Raw genomic sequence first — 15,431 nt, 5'->3', positions numbered from 1 at the left:
ACCAATTATACTGCTTTAGGATCTAAAGCAATAGCAGGGCTCATAGTACTAGATATATGAATAGACTTAACATAAGTACCTTTAGCTGCTGTTGGTTTTAATTTGATTAATGTTTGAATCAATTCAGCTGCATTCTCTTGAATCATATCAGCACTAAATGATACTTTTCCAATACCTGCGTGAACGATTCCCGTTTTATCAACTTTAAAATCGATTTTACCAGCTTTCACTTCTTGAACTGCTTTCGCTACGTCCATAGTTACAGTACCAGTTTTAGGGTTAGGCATTAATCCTCTAGGACCTAAAATACGTCCTAATGGTCCTAATTTACCCATAACAGCAGGCATAGTGATGATTACATCAACATCTGTCCAACCGTCTTTAATTTTTTGTAGGTACTCATCTAATCCAACATAGTCAGCCCCAGCAGCTGTAGCTTCAGCTTCTTTATCTGGAGTAACTAATGCTAACACTCTAACATCTTTTCCAGTTCCGTGTGGTAAAGTAACTACCCCACGCACCATTTGATTTGCTTTACGTGGATCTACACCCAAACGCACTGCGATATCAACAGATTCGTCAAATTTTGCAGAAGCAACTTCTTTAATTAAAGCAGAACCTTCTTTCAAAGAATAAAATCTACCTTTCTCAATTTTAGCAGCAGCTTCCTTTTGCTTTTTTGTTAATTTTGCCATTTCTTTTTTCTTTTACAATTAAAAAGGAGCTGTTCCCGTTACTGATATACCCATAGATCTTGCAGTACCCGCGATCATTGACATCGCTGATTCAACAGAAAATGCGTTTAAATCCGGCATTTTGTCTTCTGCGATAGCACGAACTTGTTCCCAAGTTACGCTAGCTACTTTTTTTCTATTAGGCTCACCAGATCCAGATTTCACTTTTGCAGCCTCTAATAATTGAACAGCAGCAGGTGGCGTTTTAACAACAAAGTCAAATGATTTGTCTTTGTACACAGTAATTTGTACTGGTAAAACTTTACCGGGTTTATCTTGTGTTCTAGCATTAAATTGCTTACAGAACTCCATGATGTTAACTCCAGCAGCCCCCAAAGCAGGTCCAACCGGTGGCGAAGGATTCGCAGCACCTCCCTTAACTTGTAGTTTAACTACTTTACTAATTTCTTTTGCCATTTCTAAAAAAATTTAGCACATCTCTTTTGGAAGCAAAGATGCGTCTATGTAACATTATATTTTTTCTACTTGTGTAAAGCTTAATTCTAAAGGTGTCTTTCTTCCAAAAATCTTCACCATAACCTCTAGCTTACGCTTGTCTTCATTTATGTTTTCGATGGTTGCATCGAAACCTTTAAATGGACCATCAGTCACTTTTACTGACTCACCAACTTCATAAGGAATTGTACCTGAATCAACTTTAACTGCTAATTCATCAACTTTTCCTAACATGCGATTTACTTCTGATTCTCTCAAAGGAACTGGGTCACCCCCTCTTGTTTCTCCTAAGAATCCAATAACACCAGTTATTGATTTAATAGCATGCGGAACTTCACCTGTCAAGTTAGCCTCAATCATCACATAGCCTGGAAAATAGACACGTTCTGTTGTTTTCTTCTTACCGTTCTTGTCTTCAGACACCACTTTTTCAGTTGGTACTAAAACTTGCGAAAGATAATCTGACAACCCTAAACGAGAAATTTCAGTTTCAATATAATTCTTCACTTTATTCTCTTGTCCACTTACCGCACGAACCACATACCATTTTTTGACATTTGTATCAGCCATAATATTATCTCCTTATGATCTTATCCAATTATAAAACTTCCCTAACAAGTCCCCAAACAAACTATCCACTCCCCAAGTAGCAAGTGCCAACACAATTGCAAAAATTGCAATCACGATAGTATACTTTTGCACTTCAGCCCAAGGAGACCAAGTTACATTTGATTTAAGTTCTGTAAAAGCTTCTGATATGTAATTAAATACCTTTGCCATGTTATATTGTTTTTGCACGGGTGGAGGGATTCGAACCCCCATCAACGGTTTTGGAGACCGCTATTCTACCCTTGAACTACACCCGTTTGTTATAAAAGTCAGCGGTTAGCCCGCTGACTTTAAAAATTTATTTATACTAAAAAATTAGTCTAAAATTTCAGTTACCTGACCAGCACCTACTGTTCTACCACCTTCACGGATAGCGAAACGTAGACCGATTGATAATGCGATTGGGCTTAACAACTCAACAGTGATAGTTAAGTTATCTCCAGGCATAACCATTTCAGTTCCTTCTGGTAATTGGATAGTTCCAGTTACGTCAGTTGTACGTACGTAGAACTGTGGACGGTAATTGTTATGGAATGGAGTGTGACGTCCACCTTCTTCTTTTTTCAAGATATAAACCTCAGCTTTGAATTTAGCGTGTGGTTTTACTGAACCTGGTTTACAAATAACCATACCACGACGGATATCAGTTTTGTCAATACCTCTCAATAATAAACCTACGTTATCTCCAGCTTCACCACGGTCTAAGATTTTACGGAACATCTCAACTCCTGTTACAGTAGAAGTTAATTTGTCAGCTCCCATACCGATGATTTCAACAGCATCTCCTGTATTAGCAACTCCAGTTTCGATACGTCCTGTAGCAACAGTTCCACGTCCTGTAATTGTAAATACGTCTTCTACTGGCATTAAGAATGGTTTTTCGTTGTCACGTACTGGCTCTTCGATCCAAGCATCAACTTCATCCATTAATTGTAATAATGCATCAACCCATTTTTGCTCTCCGTTTAAAGCTCCTAAAGCAGAACCTTGAACTACTGGTCCATTATCACCGTCGTATTGGTAGAAAGATAATAAATCTCTAACTTCCATTTCAACAAGTTCTAATAACTCAGCGTCATCTACTAAGTCAACTTTGTTTAAGAAAACAACAATTCTAGGAATACCAACTTGGCGTCCTAATAAGATGTGCTCACGAGTTTGTGGCATTGGTCCATCAGTAGCAGCAACTACTAAGATAGCACCATCCATTTGAGCAGCACCAGTAACCATGTTTTTCACGTAATCCGCGTGACCTGGACAGTCAACGTGTGCATAGTGACGGTTTTTAGTTTGGTACTCTACGTGAGAAGTATTAATTGTAATACCACGCTCTTTTTCTTCTGGAGCATTATCAATTGAATCAAATGAACGAGCTTCTGAGAATCCTGCGTCAGCTAAAACTTTAGTAATAGCAGCAGTAGTAGTAGTTTTACCGTGGTCAACGTGTCCGATAGTACCGATGTTTAAGTGCGGTTTCGAACGATCAAAAGTTTCCTTTGCCATGATCTAATAATTTAATCTTAGTTATATAATTAGTGTTCAAATATAATAAAAAAACCTGAGCCAATGACGGGATTTGAACCCGTGACCTCTTCCTTACCAAGGAAGCACTCTACCCCTGAGCTACACCGGCTTATGCATTTTTATATTTAGTCGTGGGGAGAGCAGGATTCGAACCTGCGAAGGTTTCCCAACGGATTTACAGTCCGTCCTCGTTGGCCGCTTGAGTATCTCCCCTCAAACCTTGTGTTTGTTTCTTTTCTTTGAGCCGATAGAGGGACTCGAACCCACGACCTGCTGATTACAAATCAGCTGCTCTAGCCAGCTGAGCTACACCGGCATTTTACTCAATAGAAAAAGTCCGCTATTTCTAACGGACTGCAAATGTATATATTTTATTGATTAAAAAAAACAATTTACTGATTTTTTTCCATTAATGTGCTTTCATTTTCTCTTTATACTTCACAACCATGCGTTCAATCGCATCGGCACCCGAATCAACCCCCTCCTCAAAAGTTTTGCATGTTTTTTTAGCAACAATATCGTCTCCTGGAACTAATAATTTCACCTCAACTGTTTTATTTTCTTTCTCATTGGTATTTTCTACTTTCAAAAATACATCGACAGAAATCACTTTATCGTAAAACTTACCTACTTTCAGCATTCTTTCGTTGATAAAATCTACTAACTTACGATCTACGTTAAAATTAACGGCTTGAATGTTTACTTTCATAACTTTCTGTTTTTAAGGTTTTCTATTTTTTTTCTTCAACCTAGGATGCGTCTTCATGTATGTCTCTTTCAATTCTTTCAGATTGACATGAGCATATACTTCTGTCGAAGCCAAACTTTGATGCCCCATCAACTCTTTGATAGAGTTGATATCTGCACCATTCTCTAAGAGGTGCGTTGCGAAAGCATGCCTCAACATATGAGGACTATTTTTCTCCTTTGTTGTTGTCTTACTAAAATATAAATTAATCATTCGATAAACAAATATTTCATCAACTTTAGCACCCCTACTATCTATTAAAAAATCGTTAATTTTTTGAACATCCCTCAAAACTATCTCTCGCTCTGCCATATAGCGTTTTAAAAGCACAAGTAATTGATTAATCATAGGTACATAACGAACCTTATTTCCCTTTCCTGTTATGCGAATCATACGGGTATAAAAATCCACATCAGCCATCTGCACCCCACACAACTCACTTCTTCGCAGTCCTAAACAGTATAACATTTCTACAATTACCAAATCTCGCAAGGCATCAAACCCTTCTTGACTCTCCAAGGACAATCGAACAGCATCAACCTCAGCTACCGAAAAAGGCAATTGCAACTTCTTTTCTATTTTGAGCGTTTTATGTTGTTGCAGCGGACTAACCTCTACTTCTCCTACTTTCATCAAAAATTTATAAAAAGCTTTAAGCGCACTCATTTTTCTATTAATTGAACGCTTACTTATATTCACTTCCATCAAAGCGACAATCCACAAACGCACAGCATCGTATTTGATAATCAAATAATCTTGTTCTGATTCTGCTACAAAAACTAAAAAAGAAGCGATATCATGTTGATATGCCTCTATGGTATGAGAAGAATAATTTTTCTCCTTCTGTAAGTACTCTAGAAATTTCTCTAAATTTTTGTCCATAAAAAAACCGTTGTAACAAAGATAATACTTTATTACAACGGCCTTATAATTTAATCCATCGTTTAAGTCTAGATTTCTACTGAATCTCTTAAGTGTTGGATATACTCTGCTTTTTGCATCTTGTCTCTTTTTAAAACAGATGGTTTTGTAAAATGCTGACGAGATCTTAATTGACGTAACGTACCTGTTCTGTCAAATTTTCTTTTGTAGCGCTTTAGTGCTCTATCAATATTTTCTCCGTCTTTAATTGGAATGATCAACATGTTTTCATACACCTCCTCTCATTTGGTGATGCAAAAGTAAAGCTTTTTTTATACAACGCAATAAAAAAATAAAATTTTATTCTACATTTTTTATTTCCTCAGCTCCTATTCTCTTGATTAACTCCTTCAACAACAATTCAAAATACGTGAACCTCAAAATTAATTTGCTCCTAGCCACAGCTTAAATTCGACAACGCGCTCTCTACTGACAATCACCTCTTCATTATAGTTCAACAGAACTAATTTCAGTCGCGCTGTAGATAGCTGGATGATTTGCTCAATGCAGTCAATTGCGACAACTTGATAGCGATTTACACGAAAAAATTTAGACGGATCCATCAACTTTAAAACAGCTTCAATCGAAGATTCTTCCAAAAGATGTGTTTTCCCCTCTTTCGTCACACTATAAACCCCTCGATCTTCTCTATAAAAACAAACAACTTCATCCACCAAGACTACTTTCAGCTGCATCCCCAACTTGACAATTAATCGCTTAGGATAACTCGTTCCTTGTAACGTCTGCTTTAGCCCCTCTACCTGCTGTCCGATTTTAGTATATTGTGTTTTATACTTTCCTATAGCTCTTACCAATTCAGCAGGATCAATAGGTTTCAACAAATAATCAATGCTATTCAATTTAAATGCCTTGATAGCATAATGATCAAAACTCGTTACGAAAATAATCGCACTGTGCTTCAATTCTATTTGCTCAAATATTTCCAAAGACAATCCATCTGTTAATTGAATATCGGCAAATATTAAATCGGGTTCGTCATGTTGCATCAACCAGGGAATCGCATCACTAACTGAGTGGAGCGTTTCTTGTACCTCAAATCCTATTTTAGCCAGCTCTCTGGTCAACAATCTTGCCGCTGGTTTTTCGTCTTCTATAATGACTATGTTCATATTTTACTTACTATGTAGTGGAATACGCACTGTAAAACGATGCGCTACATCTTCTATTTCAACTTTTCTTTGGAATAACAATTGACAGCGATTGGATAAATTTTGCAACCCCAATCCCGTGGAATCTTCTTGTTTGGGTTTCTTGTATTTTTCATTACTCATGACTAGATTCCCCTCAACAACATCCAAGGTTACTTCAATTTTGCCCAAGGTTGGAATTGCATTGTGCTTGATTACATTTTCTAGTAACAATTGCAAACTCAATGTCGGTATTTGCGTTCCTCCCCATTGAGCGACTTCATCGCTAATTTGAAAATCAATAGCCTGATCATATCGCACATTTAAAAGATAGACATAATCTCGGATAAAAGCGACTTCTTCTTCCAAGGCACAAGAAGCGTAATCCAATCGCTCTAATACATAGCGGTAGATCTTAGAGAAAGAACGAGCAAATTGCTCTGCTTTAACCGGATCTTCTTGAATCGTGCTAATGAGTACATTGAGGTTATTAAATAAAAAGTGCGGTGACAGCTGTTCTTTCATGTGCGCAATCTGACTCTTCTGCAGTGCGATTTCCATTTCTTTGTTTTTTATTTCGAGCACTCTCAGCTGGTCATGATACGAAAATACAAAGACGATCATGATAATAAAAAAGCTAATGAGTACAACACCTAAGAAATCGCTAAAATGAAGATTTTCGCCAGCATAGAAGGATCGAAAAGGTACTTCATAAAAAAACCACAACAGCACACTCAAAAAGAAATAGTATGATACAATGGAAACGACTAATCCATTAGTAAAAAACAAAATATTTCGAATCTTTCGGCTCAAGGGCACCTGCGTTTTTTGCTCTCTCTTATTCAAGTAAAAACTCAGCAACAAACTCATTGCAACGTTAGTTCCATAAATACACATTGTAATCAGGAATGAAAGCAAGGCATTTTTTGAAAAAATATAATCCGAAAAAGAAGCTTGCGTTACATGTTTGGATTTATTAAAAAAATAATACGAAGTGGACAAACTACTCATCACTCCAAAATTAATAGCTAATGCTAAATGTCGATACCAATTAATCTTCATATCCTCTTTTTCTTGTACTAACTAACAAGGTTTTTTTATTTATTTACCTTCTCTTGCTGATTCGCTAATGATGTTTGTGTTTTGAGCGCCCATTCTTTGCCCCATTTGGGATAAAAAGGCACTTCACTGTTTTGCTGATCAAATTGTTCAATTGCTTTATCCAATAAGTTACTGCAGTATGTTGTATCTACCTTCATAAATTTAGAACTATTTAAATAAAAACTCGCTAAACTAAAAAGTGCTCTAGGATTAGCAGGGTTGAGTTCCAAGGCCTTTTCATATGCTTTGATAATTACTCCACTTTGCTTCATCCCTTTATTCATTGGATCTGTCATAAGATCCAGCGTCTCATTCATTCCTTGTAAAACATACCATTCCTCACCTCCTCGAGCCAACCATTGCTCAATTACAAAGCGATTGTTGCTTACACTTTGTTCTACTGCTTCATTTTGAGGATCTTGAAACCCTTGGGTTATTACAATAAACACTTGATAATAGGCCGGAATCCAATTCTCTGGGTTAGCATCTGCAATTCGCTCTAAAATAGCTAAGGCACCTTGGCTATTTCCACCTTGCCATTCTTGCATGGCTTTTTGCATTCCCTTTTCATATGCTGTCTGCCCGAAGGACATCAAACTACAGCAACTAAAAATTAAAAGTAAAACCTTTTTCATAAAAATAAATTTAAGATGTAAAATAAATTCGATTGATGCGAGAGTCCTTTAAAATTTGAACCGCTTTCCCCAACTCATTGTTATAAATTTTCTATTTGATTTGCTTTCTTATCTGAGCTAATTGTCCACATAAACCCAACATAGATAAATCGCTTTGCCGAAGGTTGAACCACATCTGGTTGCCCTCCTTTTGCATTAAATTGATACGCATAGGTCGGATTGCGTCCTAATAAATTATCTACAGAGACAAATATTATTTTTTGCGCTTGTAACACATAGGCCCAACTCATGCTTACATTATGAATAGGACTACTTGCATACGATGAAGTTAAATCTGCAGCTCCGCCGTAAAAATGGCGGGGTGAACTATAGTTATACGTCATGCTTACTTGAGACTTCCAAGCGTCTATCCAATACTTCGTTACCACAGCTAGATTGTGCTTGGCTACATAAGAAGGTTGTACCCACTCCCTTCTCTGCATTTCCTTTCTTTGAGAATCCAGGTAGGTATAGGTAATCCAATAGTTAAAGTTTTTAAACGTCGTATTGTCTTTCCAGAAAAGGTCAAATCCTTTGGCATAACCAGTTCCTTCTTGTGTATAAGCCCCTGTTCCAGTTGACGAATTCAGTAATAACTTGCGATAATCTTTATAAAAGACCTCTGCTCTCAATACGCGTTTTCTAAAAGTATACGTGTAGTTTACGATGTAGTGATGGGCTTGCATCCAATCTTCTTGTTCGATATAACGCATTTGTTCTGCATTCAACGCTTGATGAAAAATACCATAAGAGAAAGAAATTTGTTGTCTGGAATCAGCTTGATAGGTTAACATGGTTCGAGGTTCAATCACGCCTTTAGAAATTGAATTTGCCTTGTTAATGCGTACACCTACTCTCCAAGTTAAATCAGCCATGACACGCCATTGATTTTCAAAGAACAATGCAAATTGATTGACTTGTATCTTATCCTGTTTTTGTTGTTGTTTCATCCCTTGAACAAGGTTCACTTGAGCAACTTGGATATCAACACCACCGATCGATTGCCAACGCCCACTCCACTGAGAAGACAACTTAATCTTTTGATTGAGATTCCAACGTTCACTAGTAAGGAATCCTCCATTTTGTTCTCCCCTATAATCGGAATACCCCAATCCTGTTCCTACATCTAATCGCATAAATGGAGTGAGCTTCTTAAAGTACAAACTATTTACATCTATTGTATTCGACCGGAGAGCAAGAGTGTCCACACGATAACTTGGTTTAGCCGTTTGCTCATAGGCCATTGTCGTATAATCTGCTGCTGCATACAACACATACCCTCCATCTTGAATCGCTCGTTTATACACCACTTCACCCGCACTTGTTGAAAATGGTTTCTTACTTTTGTATCGCTGTTTGACCAAAGCTGTATAAGCACCTAAATTGAGGTAATTCAAATGATAAGTCAATGAATTTTTCTTCCATTGGCGTGTTTCCCCAAAACTCGCTCCGACCGTTGAGATTGATATATCTTTACGCGAAGGATCAATATCCTCTGCAATATCTAGCTGTAAAATTCCCGATAGCGCATCCCCAAATTCTGCACTGTATCCGCCAGCAGAGAAAGACATTCCTTTAAACAGAAAAGGGTTAAATTTTGAACGTACTGGCATAGTCCCAACAGCTGCTGTGTAAGGTTGAGCAACCCTATTGCCATTCACATAAATCGCGCTTTCATCTGCTTTTCCCCCGCGAATTAACAATCGCCCATCTTCCCCATTGACTTGGGCTCCAGGCAAGGTACTCAAGGCTCCTATGATATTCCCCGGACTCCCAGCAGTACTCACAACATCCATAGCCGTAAAAGCGAGAGCTTCTGTTCGTCCTCTTTTAGCACTCCCCACTGCTTTTATAACAATCTCTCCCAATACATCTTCCTCTTGCTCCATAACAACTTCATATACTTCCTTTTGCTTGAGTTGCACAGGAACGGATAAACTGCGATAGTGTGGATGTTTCAATTTCAATACACCTTCTACAAGGCTATCTTCTACTTCAAATGAAAAATAGCCATTCGCATCAGACAAGGCTCCATCAAAACTTCCTTCTAGGTATACATTAACTTGTTCAATCGGTTTGTTCTTCTTATCCCTTACAATTCCAGATAGTTGCCTAGGCTGAGCTTGTACCGTAAACCATCCTAAAACCAACAGCAAACCAAACAATGTTTTCATTTTTTTTCAATTCTGAGTTATAATGCAAACGTAGTTTACAACCTACCGCTACCCAAAAAAGGATGCGTGAACGGTATATTTAAGTGTGCGAACGGTAAATAGAAGTTTCTAAACGCAGAATAGCAACCATTCATCCACACTTTTCAACGCTACTTGATTGCCATTCCAATCCATTTATAGCTGATTAAATAATAAATTGAAATGAAATATTTGATTATCAAAAGCCCTTCTCTCCTCCATGATTTCTGCACCTACCATCTATATGGTATTTTACTTTTCTTTTGCTATAAAACCAAACTTCACTTTTTATTTTTACCTTTAATTCTATTCAAATATTGACTATGAAAAAAATACTAAACAACACCATTTTTCGATTGCTACTCGGAGTCATTATAGGGCTTTTAATTGGAGGATACTTGAATGATACGCTCTTGCAGATTATTCTATCAACACGCCATATTTTAGGGCAGCTCATCTTGTTTTTAGTTCCCTTAATCATTCTTGGTTTTGTCGTTTCGTCCATTACCAAACTCAACAAGGACTCGGTTAAAATTATTAGCTTTTCCGTTCTAATTGCTTACCTCTCGAGTATTGGAGCTGGTTTTTTCAGCTCAACTTTAGGCTATGAGCTTATCCCTCGATTAGAAATAGCAAATTCTGCTAAAGAACTAAAGGAACTTCCTGCGATGCTTTTTAAGTTAGATATTCCACCCGTATTTGGTGTAATGACTTCCTTGACGCTTGCATTAATGATTGGTATTGGTATACTCTGGACGGAAGCGAAGCCTTTGGAAAGAGCTTTTGATCAGTTTAAGGATATTGTTTTGTTGTTAGTCAATCGCGTGTTGATTCCTATACTTCCTTTTTACATCATGAGTAATTTTGCTTTACTTAGTTATGAAGGATCTATTCAATCTCAACTTCCTGTATTCTTAACTGTGATTCTAATTGTCATTGTAGCTCATTTTGTTTGGTTAGCTGTGCTCTATACGATTGCAGGGATTTATAGCAAGAAGAACCCGTGGGAGGTTTTAAAGCATTATGGTCCAGCTTATCTAACTGCTGTAGGAACGATGTCTTCAGCGGCTACTTTAGGAGTGGCCTTACACTCCGCGCATCAGAGTAAAGTGCTTCGTCCTTCTATTACCAACTTCACTATTCCTTTCTTTTCCAACATTCACTTGTGCGGTTCTGTACTAACGGAAGTCTTTTTTGTAATGACCGTTTCTCAAGTGTTATACGGTACGATGCCCGATCTTGGCACAATGATTCTCTTTATTCTGTTATTGGGTATTTTTGCCATCGGTGCTCCTGGAGTTCCTGGCGGTACGGTCATGGCCTCTTTGGGAATCATCAGTTCTGTACTTGGTTTTGACGATGCTGGAATTGCCTTAACATTAACCATTTTTGCTTTACAAGATAGTTTTGGTACAGCTTGTAATATAACGGGAGATGGTGCTTTAAGTTTAATGGTCACCAAGTTTAGTGAAGGTAAATCTGAAAGTATCACTGAGGAAGCTATTTAAATCCAATGAATTTTGAAAAAATACACATAAAAAAAGGTCAACCGTTGGGTTGACCTTTTCTATTTTATCTATAAGAAACTACTCTTTTAAAATATTTCTAGAAATTACTAGTTTTTGAATTTCTGTTGTTCCTTCTCCAATTGTACATAATTTAGAGTCACGGAAGAATTTCTCTACTGGGAAATCTTTTGTATATCCGTATCCTCCGTGGATTTGGATTGCATCTGTAGAAACTTTCACACAAACTTCAGAAGCATACATTTTAGCCATAGCTCCTAATTTTGTCATTGGTTTATTATTGTTTTTCAAGAAAGCTGCTTTGTGTAATAACAATTCAGATGCTTCGATTTCTGTAGCCATATCTGCTAATTTGAATCCGATAGCTTGGAAATCGCTGATTGGTTTTCCAAACTGCACTCTTTCTTTTGAGTATTTCAAGGCTGCTTCATAAGCTCCTTTCGCAATTCCTAACGATAAAGCTCCAATTGAAATACGACCACCATCTAACACTTTCATTGCTTGGATAAATCCTTCGCCAACTTCTCCTAGACGGTTTGCATCTGAAACACGACAGTTATCAAAAATTAATTCTGCTGTTTCTGAAGCGCGCATTCCTAATTTATTTTCTTTTCTACCACTAGAGAATCCTGGTGTTCCTTTTTCAATAACGAAAGCAGTCATCCCGCGTGAATCTCCTTTTTCTCCTGTACGAGCAATTACAACTGCAACGTTTCCAGAAATTGCGTGTGTAATGAAGTTTTTCGCTCCATTTAACACCCAGTGATCTCCATCTTTTACTGCTGTTGTATTCATTCCTCCAGCATCAGATCCTGTATTGTGCTCTGTCAATCCCCAAGCACCAATCCATTCTGCTGTAGCTAATTTTGGCAACCATTTTTTCTTTTGCTCCTCGTTACCAAACGTCAAAATATGATTGGTACATAGTGAATTATGAGCAGCAACTGATAAACCAATTGATGAATCTACTTTTGATATTTCTTCTACAATTGTAATATATTCATGATAATTAAGTCCTGATCCTCCATATTCTTCTGGAACAAGCACTCCCATATATCCCATTTCTCCTAATTTCTTAAATAAATCAACTGGAAAAATCTGTGCTTCATCCCATTCCATAATATATGGACGAATATTTTGTTCAGCAAAATCTCTAATAGACTCAGCAATCATTGCTTGAGTTTCATTGTATTCAAAATTCATGGTTGTTTAATTTAATTCCTAATTTCCAAATATAAACTAATTATATGAATCTTGTCAAGTGGAATTTTTTCAATTTCTTTTAATTGTTCTTTATTAACGAAATCTCCGTGTAAACTTCTATATTTAATGATCTCTCTTGCGAGATAATAGTTTAAATAAGGTATATTTTTCAAATCATTTACAGTTGCATTATTCAAATCAATTTGTACAATTTGGGGCGGTGAAAGAACCGCATATTGTTGCAAAAGCAAAGCAATCACTTCTTCTGATAATCCATATACAAATTTCACTTGATCGATGTGAACATACCCACCCCATTTGGTACGATCTTCGATAATTCGCTTGGACAGGACAGGCCCAATACCATAAATCTCTTGTAATGTTTCTATGGTTGCGGCATTGATATCGCGGATAACGATTGGTTTAGTCTTCTCTTTTTGTTTACTTGTCGATGCTCCTATATAATTGGTAGTTGAACCATTTTTTCGTCGATTTCCAAAAACAAAATAACGGCTATATTTTGCCATCCACGCATCCGAAACCCCTGTTACCCGTTGAAATTCTAGACTAGAATTGACATAATGATTGGCTGCTCGATGCGCGAATAAGCGATCAAGTTCTTCTGGCGTTAATTCAAGGATGTATCCTTTATAATCAGTGAGGTAGTTTGGATTAAAAAGATAAATGGTATCCTTCTTAGAAGCTTGCAATAAACGCAAGCTATCTATCTCTTTTTGAATTTTGTGCTGTCCTTCAACTACACTCCCTTCTCTTCCTCCTATGTCGAATTGTTGTTGATCATACAGATACAACAACAGTTGTACAGCAAAAAAGACGAATAATAAAGCGATGAAACCTCGCTTCTGGGATTGGGTATAATAATACCAATGATAAAAGTATTTGTTCCCTTTCATACCACATGTATACATGTGTATTACTGCAAAAGGAGTAGATTTACTTCACTTAAATTATAGATCAAAAACAGAGCTTCGTTTGGTATAAACTAGATCTTTCAAGCGCACTATAAAAGCGAGGGTAAGATAAAGCGCAAAAGCTAACCCTAAAGTAAAAAAAGAAAGATAGATAAAAAAGAGTCGAATATTGGATACGCGAATACCCAAGCGATCCCCTAAACGGGTAGATACTTTGAATCCGTGTTTCTCCAAAAAATAACGCAAATTATTAATCATCTTCTAACTTCTTTGTCGTAATACAAATTTAGTTCTTTTTATTTAAAATTGCTAAACCAACCGCGCAAGACAAACATTTATTCACCACACAATAGTTTTTGTTCAATTGAATCATGGCTTGCGAATCAAAAGCGCTTTCTAAACTCACACCTTCCTTCTGAAATAAAGTAGTAATTGCATTGGACTCCATTTTTAGACGGGTACTCATTTCAATAATGCGCTCCACATCCTCTATACTTCCTTGATGACATGCAAATACATATTGCATCGGAATGATTGTATTAAGCAGCACAAGTTCTTGAAAAGAATTAGACAACCGTTTTCTTGTGCGTTTTCCTTCTTTCCCGAACATATAGTGTTCGCGCCAATATGAACTAACATCTGCTTGGAGTAGCTGTTTTAACTCGTCAATATTTTGTACTTGAAGCAAGGTCGCAAGATTGTATTTTTGATGGTAAAACCAATACGCCAATTGCGCTAAGCGAATGGTCGGAAAGTTAATTGGACGGAGTTTAAAGAAATGTAATTCGCTCCCATTGCGCTCTTGTAATTGATATTTCTGTTTATAAAACTCCCATTGTTTCACTAACTCCCAATAATAGCAATCTAGTATCTCTTCTTGGTTTTCGTTTAAAAATCCTGCCATTCCAAAAAGCAATGCTTCAATATGGAACAACTCATCGCCCTCCTTGAGTAAGATCTGAATAGGTAATGCTTTTGCTATGGATAGAAAAGCATCTCCATTGATATTTAATCCAAAGTTTTTAGCTAGAAAACACCATAGCACTTGATTCCAATCATTTGTTGTTTCCTGTAAAAGCAACTGTATTTTTATTGCCTTGTCTTCCAAGCGCTCCACATACAAAGTTTCTTTCCACTTGAGCCAAGCAATAGGAGATATACTCCCTTTTACAAGTGACTGACAATTGATAGATGTTTTAGGAGCAAAAAGGCGCATTCTTTGATGCAATACTTCAGGCTGTACATACCCAGCCACAACAAGAGTCGGAATTTCTTCTCCCCTAGAATTAAAAACAGGAGTATCATATTCCCAAACTACATGTAAAATCACATTATCATACCGGCTATCATGTTCATGATGATGACGGAACCAATCCGATGATTGTACGTGGACCTCAATATTCCCTGCCCACACTTGTCCTTCGATTGATATGTGTGCATTAAAAAAATCGGGACCTGCTAAGGTAGACCACTGCCCAGGGTAGATTACCCTAATTTCTTGCTTTTGTATGGTCTGCAAGAATGGCGTGGTAAACAATTGCTTCTCCCAAACATATTGTACAAAAGCTTCTTTCATTCTCGTCTGTTTTGTTGGTTGGTCATACAACAGCAACAAAAACCTAACCAAAGCGCGTACTTGAAATAAAAAAAGGTTGACCTTCTG

Annotated in this window: 17 protein-coding genes and 4 tRNA genes; 1 reads left to right on the top strand and 20 read right to left on the bottom strand. The window is 37.1% G+C overall.

The features are described from left to right. Nucleotides 1-5 precede the first annotated feature (5 nt). From rplA to AWV75_RS08700, 16 genes are all read right to left on the bottom strand, one after another. Complete coding sequence (gene rplA / locus AWV75_RS08775; RefSeq protein ID WP_002987567.1) at nucleotides 6-695, bottom strand: 50S ribosomal protein L1; 690 nt, start codon at nucleotides 693-695, stop codon at nucleotides 6-8. A gap of 18 nt (nucleotides 696-713) precedes the next feature. Beyond that, nucleotides 714-1,151: a 50S ribosomal protein L11 gene (gene rplK / locus AWV75_RS08770; RefSeq protein ID WP_002987568.1), complete on the bottom strand. Its 438-nt coding sequence runs from the start codon at nucleotides 1,149-1,151 to the stop codon at nucleotides 714-716. A gap of 54 nt (nucleotides 1,152-1,205) precedes the next feature. Then, nucleotides 1,206-1,760 carry a transcription termination/antitermination protein NusG gene (gene nusG / locus AWV75_RS08765; protein WP_060874010.1) on the bottom strand — a complete coding sequence of 185 codons (555 nt, stop codon included), beginning with the start codon at nucleotides 1,758-1,760 and terminating at the stop codon, nucleotides 1,206-1,208. A gap of 12 nt (nucleotides 1,761-1,772) precedes the next feature. Continuing rightward, the gene (gene secE / locus AWV75_RS08760; protein ID WP_002987570.1) at nucleotides 1,773-1,970 is read right to left on the bottom strand and encodes a preprotein translocase subunit SecE; all 198 of its coding nucleotides are present in this window, start codon (nucleotides 1,968-1,970) and stop codon (nucleotides 1,773-1,775) included. 15 nt (nucleotides 1,971-1,985) lie between these two features. Further along, nucleotides 1,986-2,056: transfer RNA gene (locus tag AWV75_RS08755), tRNA-Trp, on the bottom strand. A 58-nt stretch (nucleotides 2,057-2,114) separates the two neighbouring features. Then, entirely contained in the window at nucleotides 2,115-3,302 is a 1,188-nt protein-coding gene (tuf, locus tag AWV75_RS08750; protein WP_002987571.1) for an elongation factor Tu, read from the bottom strand. A gap of 58 nt (nucleotides 3,303-3,360) precedes the next feature. Beyond that, nucleotides 3,361-3,432: transfer RNA gene (locus AWV75_RS08745), tRNA-Thr, on the bottom strand. Nucleotides 3,433-3,455: 23 nt separating this feature from the next. Beyond that, nucleotides 3,456-3,536 (bottom strand) — tRNA-Tyr (locus tag AWV75_RS08740). A 29-nt stretch (nucleotides 3,537-3,565) separates the two neighbouring features. After that, nucleotides 3,566-3,639, bottom strand: a tRNA-Thr gene (locus AWV75_RS08735). 93 nt (nucleotides 3,640-3,732) lie between these two features. Then, a complete protein-coding gene (hpf, locus tag AWV75_RS08730) occupies nucleotides 3,733-4,032 on the bottom strand; it encodes a ribosome hibernation-promoting factor, HPF/YfiA family (protein WP_060874009.1) in 300 nt (99 codons plus the stop codon). A gap of 12 nt (nucleotides 4,033-4,044) precedes the next feature. Then, on the bottom strand, nucleotides 4,045-4,953 hold the full coding sequence (locus tag AWV75_RS08725) for a tyrosine-type recombinase/integrase (protein ID WP_060874008.1): 909 nt from the start codon (nucleotides 4,951-4,953) through the stop codon (nucleotides 4,045-4,047). Between the two features lie 68 nt (nucleotides 4,954-5,021). Then, nucleotides 5,022-5,216 (bottom strand): 30S ribosomal protein S21, encoded by a 195-nt coding sequence (rpsU, locus tag AWV75_RS08720; protein ID WP_002987575.1) that lies wholly within the window; start codon nucleotides 5,214-5,216, stop codon nucleotides 5,022-5,024. A 159-nt stretch (nucleotides 5,217-5,375) separates the two neighbouring features. Next, nucleotides 5,376-6,122, bottom strand: coding sequence for a LytR/AlgR family response regulator transcription factor (locus AWV75_RS08715; RefSeq protein WP_060874007.1), 747 nt, complete (start codon nucleotides 6,120-6,122; stop codon nucleotides 5,376-5,378). 3 nt (nucleotides 6,123-6,125) lie between these two features. Next, the gene (locus AWV75_RS08710; protein ID WP_060874006.1) at nucleotides 6,126-7,202 is read right to left on the bottom strand and encodes a sensor histidine kinase; all 1,077 of its coding nucleotides are present in this window, start codon (nucleotides 7,200-7,202) and stop codon (nucleotides 6,126-6,128) included. Nucleotides 7,203-7,237: 35 nt separating this feature from the next. Beyond that, nucleotides 7,238-7,876, bottom strand: a complete 639-nt coding sequence (locus AWV75_RS08705; RefSeq protein WP_060874005.1) for a tetratricopeptide repeat protein — start codon at nucleotides 7,874-7,876, stop codon at nucleotides 7,238-7,240. Between the two features lie 80 nt (nucleotides 7,877-7,956). Next, on the bottom strand, nucleotides 7,957-10,089 hold the full coding sequence (locus AWV75_RS08700; protein WP_060874004.1) for a TonB-dependent receptor: 2,133 nt from the start codon (nucleotides 10,087-10,089) through the stop codon (nucleotides 7,957-7,959). 341 nt (nucleotides 10,090-10,430) lie between these two features. Here AWV75_RS08700 and AWV75_RS08695 point away from each other — a divergent pair, with 341 nt between their 5' ends. Further along, entirely contained in the window at nucleotides 10,431-11,615 is a 1,185-nt protein-coding gene (locus tag AWV75_RS08695; protein ID WP_060874003.1) for a dicarboxylate/amino acid:cation symporter, read from the top strand. Between the two features lie 78 nt (nucleotides 11,616-11,693). Here AWV75_RS08695 and AWV75_RS08690 read toward each other — a convergent pair whose 3' ends face one another. From AWV75_RS08690 to AWV75_RS08675, 4 genes are read right to left on the bottom strand one after another with little or no spacing between them, the layout of a single operon-like run. Next, complete coding sequence (locus tag AWV75_RS08690; RefSeq protein WP_060874002.1) at nucleotides 11,694-12,836, bottom strand: acyl-CoA dehydrogenase family protein; 1,143 nt, start codon at nucleotides 12,834-12,836, stop codon at nucleotides 11,694-11,696. 11 nt (nucleotides 12,837-12,847) lie between these two features. Next, nucleotides 12,848-13,750, bottom strand: a complete 903-nt coding sequence (locus tag AWV75_RS08685; RefSeq protein WP_231738072.1) for a ComEA family DNA-binding protein — start codon at nucleotides 13,748-13,750, stop codon at nucleotides 12,848-12,850. A 54-nt stretch (nucleotides 13,751-13,804) separates the two neighbouring features. Beyond that, nucleotides 13,805-14,026 (bottom strand): PspC family transcriptional regulator, encoded by a 222-nt coding sequence (locus AWV75_RS08680; protein WP_060874000.1) that lies wholly within the window; start codon nucleotides 14,024-14,026, stop codon nucleotides 13,805-13,807. 28 nt (nucleotides 14,027-14,054) lie between these two features. Beyond that, nucleotides 14,055-15,344 (bottom strand): DUF2851 family protein, encoded by a 1,290-nt coding sequence (locus AWV75_RS08675; protein ID WP_060874069.1) that lies wholly within the window; start codon nucleotides 15,342-15,344, stop codon nucleotides 14,055-14,057. Nucleotides 15,345-15,431 lie beyond the last annotated feature (87 nt).

This window comes from Myroides odoratus, from assembly GCF_001549985.1.
In the GTDB taxonomy this organism is placed as follows: domain Bacteria; phylum Bacteroidota; class Bacteroidia; order Flavobacteriales; family Flavobacteriaceae; genus Flavobacterium; species Flavobacterium odoratum_A.
Note: the sequence above shows the minus strand (reverse complement) of the source record. Positions and strands in the feature narration are given on the sequence as shown.

What these genes read in the sequence shown, in the direction of transcription:
- rplA (WP_002987567.1), bottom strand. Translation starts at nt 695, where the DNA reads ATGGCAAAATTAACAAAAAAGCAAAAGGAAGCTGCTGCTAAAATTGAG.
- rplK (WP_002987568.1), bottom strand. Translation starts at nt 1,151, where the DNA reads ATGGCAAAAGAAATTAGTAAAGTAGTTAAACTACAAGTTAAGGGAGGT.
- nusG (WP_060874010.1), bottom strand. Translation starts at nt 1,760, where the DNA reads ATGGCTGATACAAATGTCAAAAAATGGTATGTGGTTCGTGCGGTAAGT.
- secE (WP_002987570.1), bottom strand. Translation starts at nt 1,970, where the DNA reads ATGGCAAAGGTATTTAATTACATATCAGAAGCTTTTACAGAACTTAAA.
- tuf (WP_002987571.1), bottom strand. Translation starts at nt 3,302, where the DNA reads ATGGCAAAGGAAACTTTTGATCGTTCGAAACCGCACTTAAACATCGGT.
- hpf (WP_060874009.1), bottom strand. Translation starts at nt 4,032, where the DNA reads ATGAAAGTAAACATTCAAGCCGTTAATTTTAACGTAGATCGTAAGTTA.
- AWV75_RS08725 (WP_060874008.1), bottom strand. Translation starts at nt 4,953, where the DNA reads ATGGACAAAAATTTAGAGAAATTTCTAGAGTACTTACAGAAGGAGAAA.
- rpsU (WP_002987575.1), bottom strand. Translation starts at nt 5,216, where the DNA reads ATGTTGATCATTCCAATTAAAGACGGAGAAAATATTGATAGAGCACTA.
- AWV75_RS08715 (WP_060874007.1), bottom strand. Translation starts at nt 6,122, where the DNA reads ATGAACATAGTCATTATAGAAGACGAAAAACCAGCGGCAAGATTGTTG.
- AWV75_RS08710 (WP_060874006.1), bottom strand. Translation starts at nt 7,202, where the DNA reads ATGAAGATTAATTGGTATCGACATTTAGCATTAGCTATTAATTTTGGA.
- AWV75_RS08705 (WP_060874005.1), bottom strand. Translation starts at nt 7,876, where the DNA reads ATGAAAAAGGTTTTACTTTTAATTTTTAGTTGCTGTAGTTTGATGTCC.
- AWV75_RS08700 (WP_060874004.1), bottom strand. Translation starts at nt 10,089, where the DNA reads ATGAAAACATTGTTTGGTTTGCTGTTGGTTTTAGGATGGTTTACGGTA.
- AWV75_RS08695 (WP_060874003.1), top strand. Translation starts at nt 10,431, where the DNA reads ATGAAAAAAATACTAAACAACACCATTTTTCGATTGCTACTCGGAGTC.
- AWV75_RS08690 (WP_060874002.1), bottom strand. Translation starts at nt 12,836, where the DNA reads ATGAATTTTGAATACAATGAAACTCAAGCAATGATTGCTGAGTCTATT.
- AWV75_RS08685 (WP_231738072.1), bottom strand. Translation starts at nt 13,750, where the DNA reads ATGAAAGGGAACAAATACTTTTATCATTGGTATTATTATACCCAATCC.
- AWV75_RS08680 (WP_060874000.1), bottom strand. Translation starts at nt 14,026, where the DNA reads ATGATTAATAATTTGCGTTATTTTTTGGAGAAACACGGATTCAAAGTA.
- AWV75_RS08675 (WP_060874069.1), bottom strand. Translation starts at nt 15,344, where the DNA reads ATGAAAGAAGCTTTTGTACAATATGTTTGGGAGAAGCAATTGTTTACC.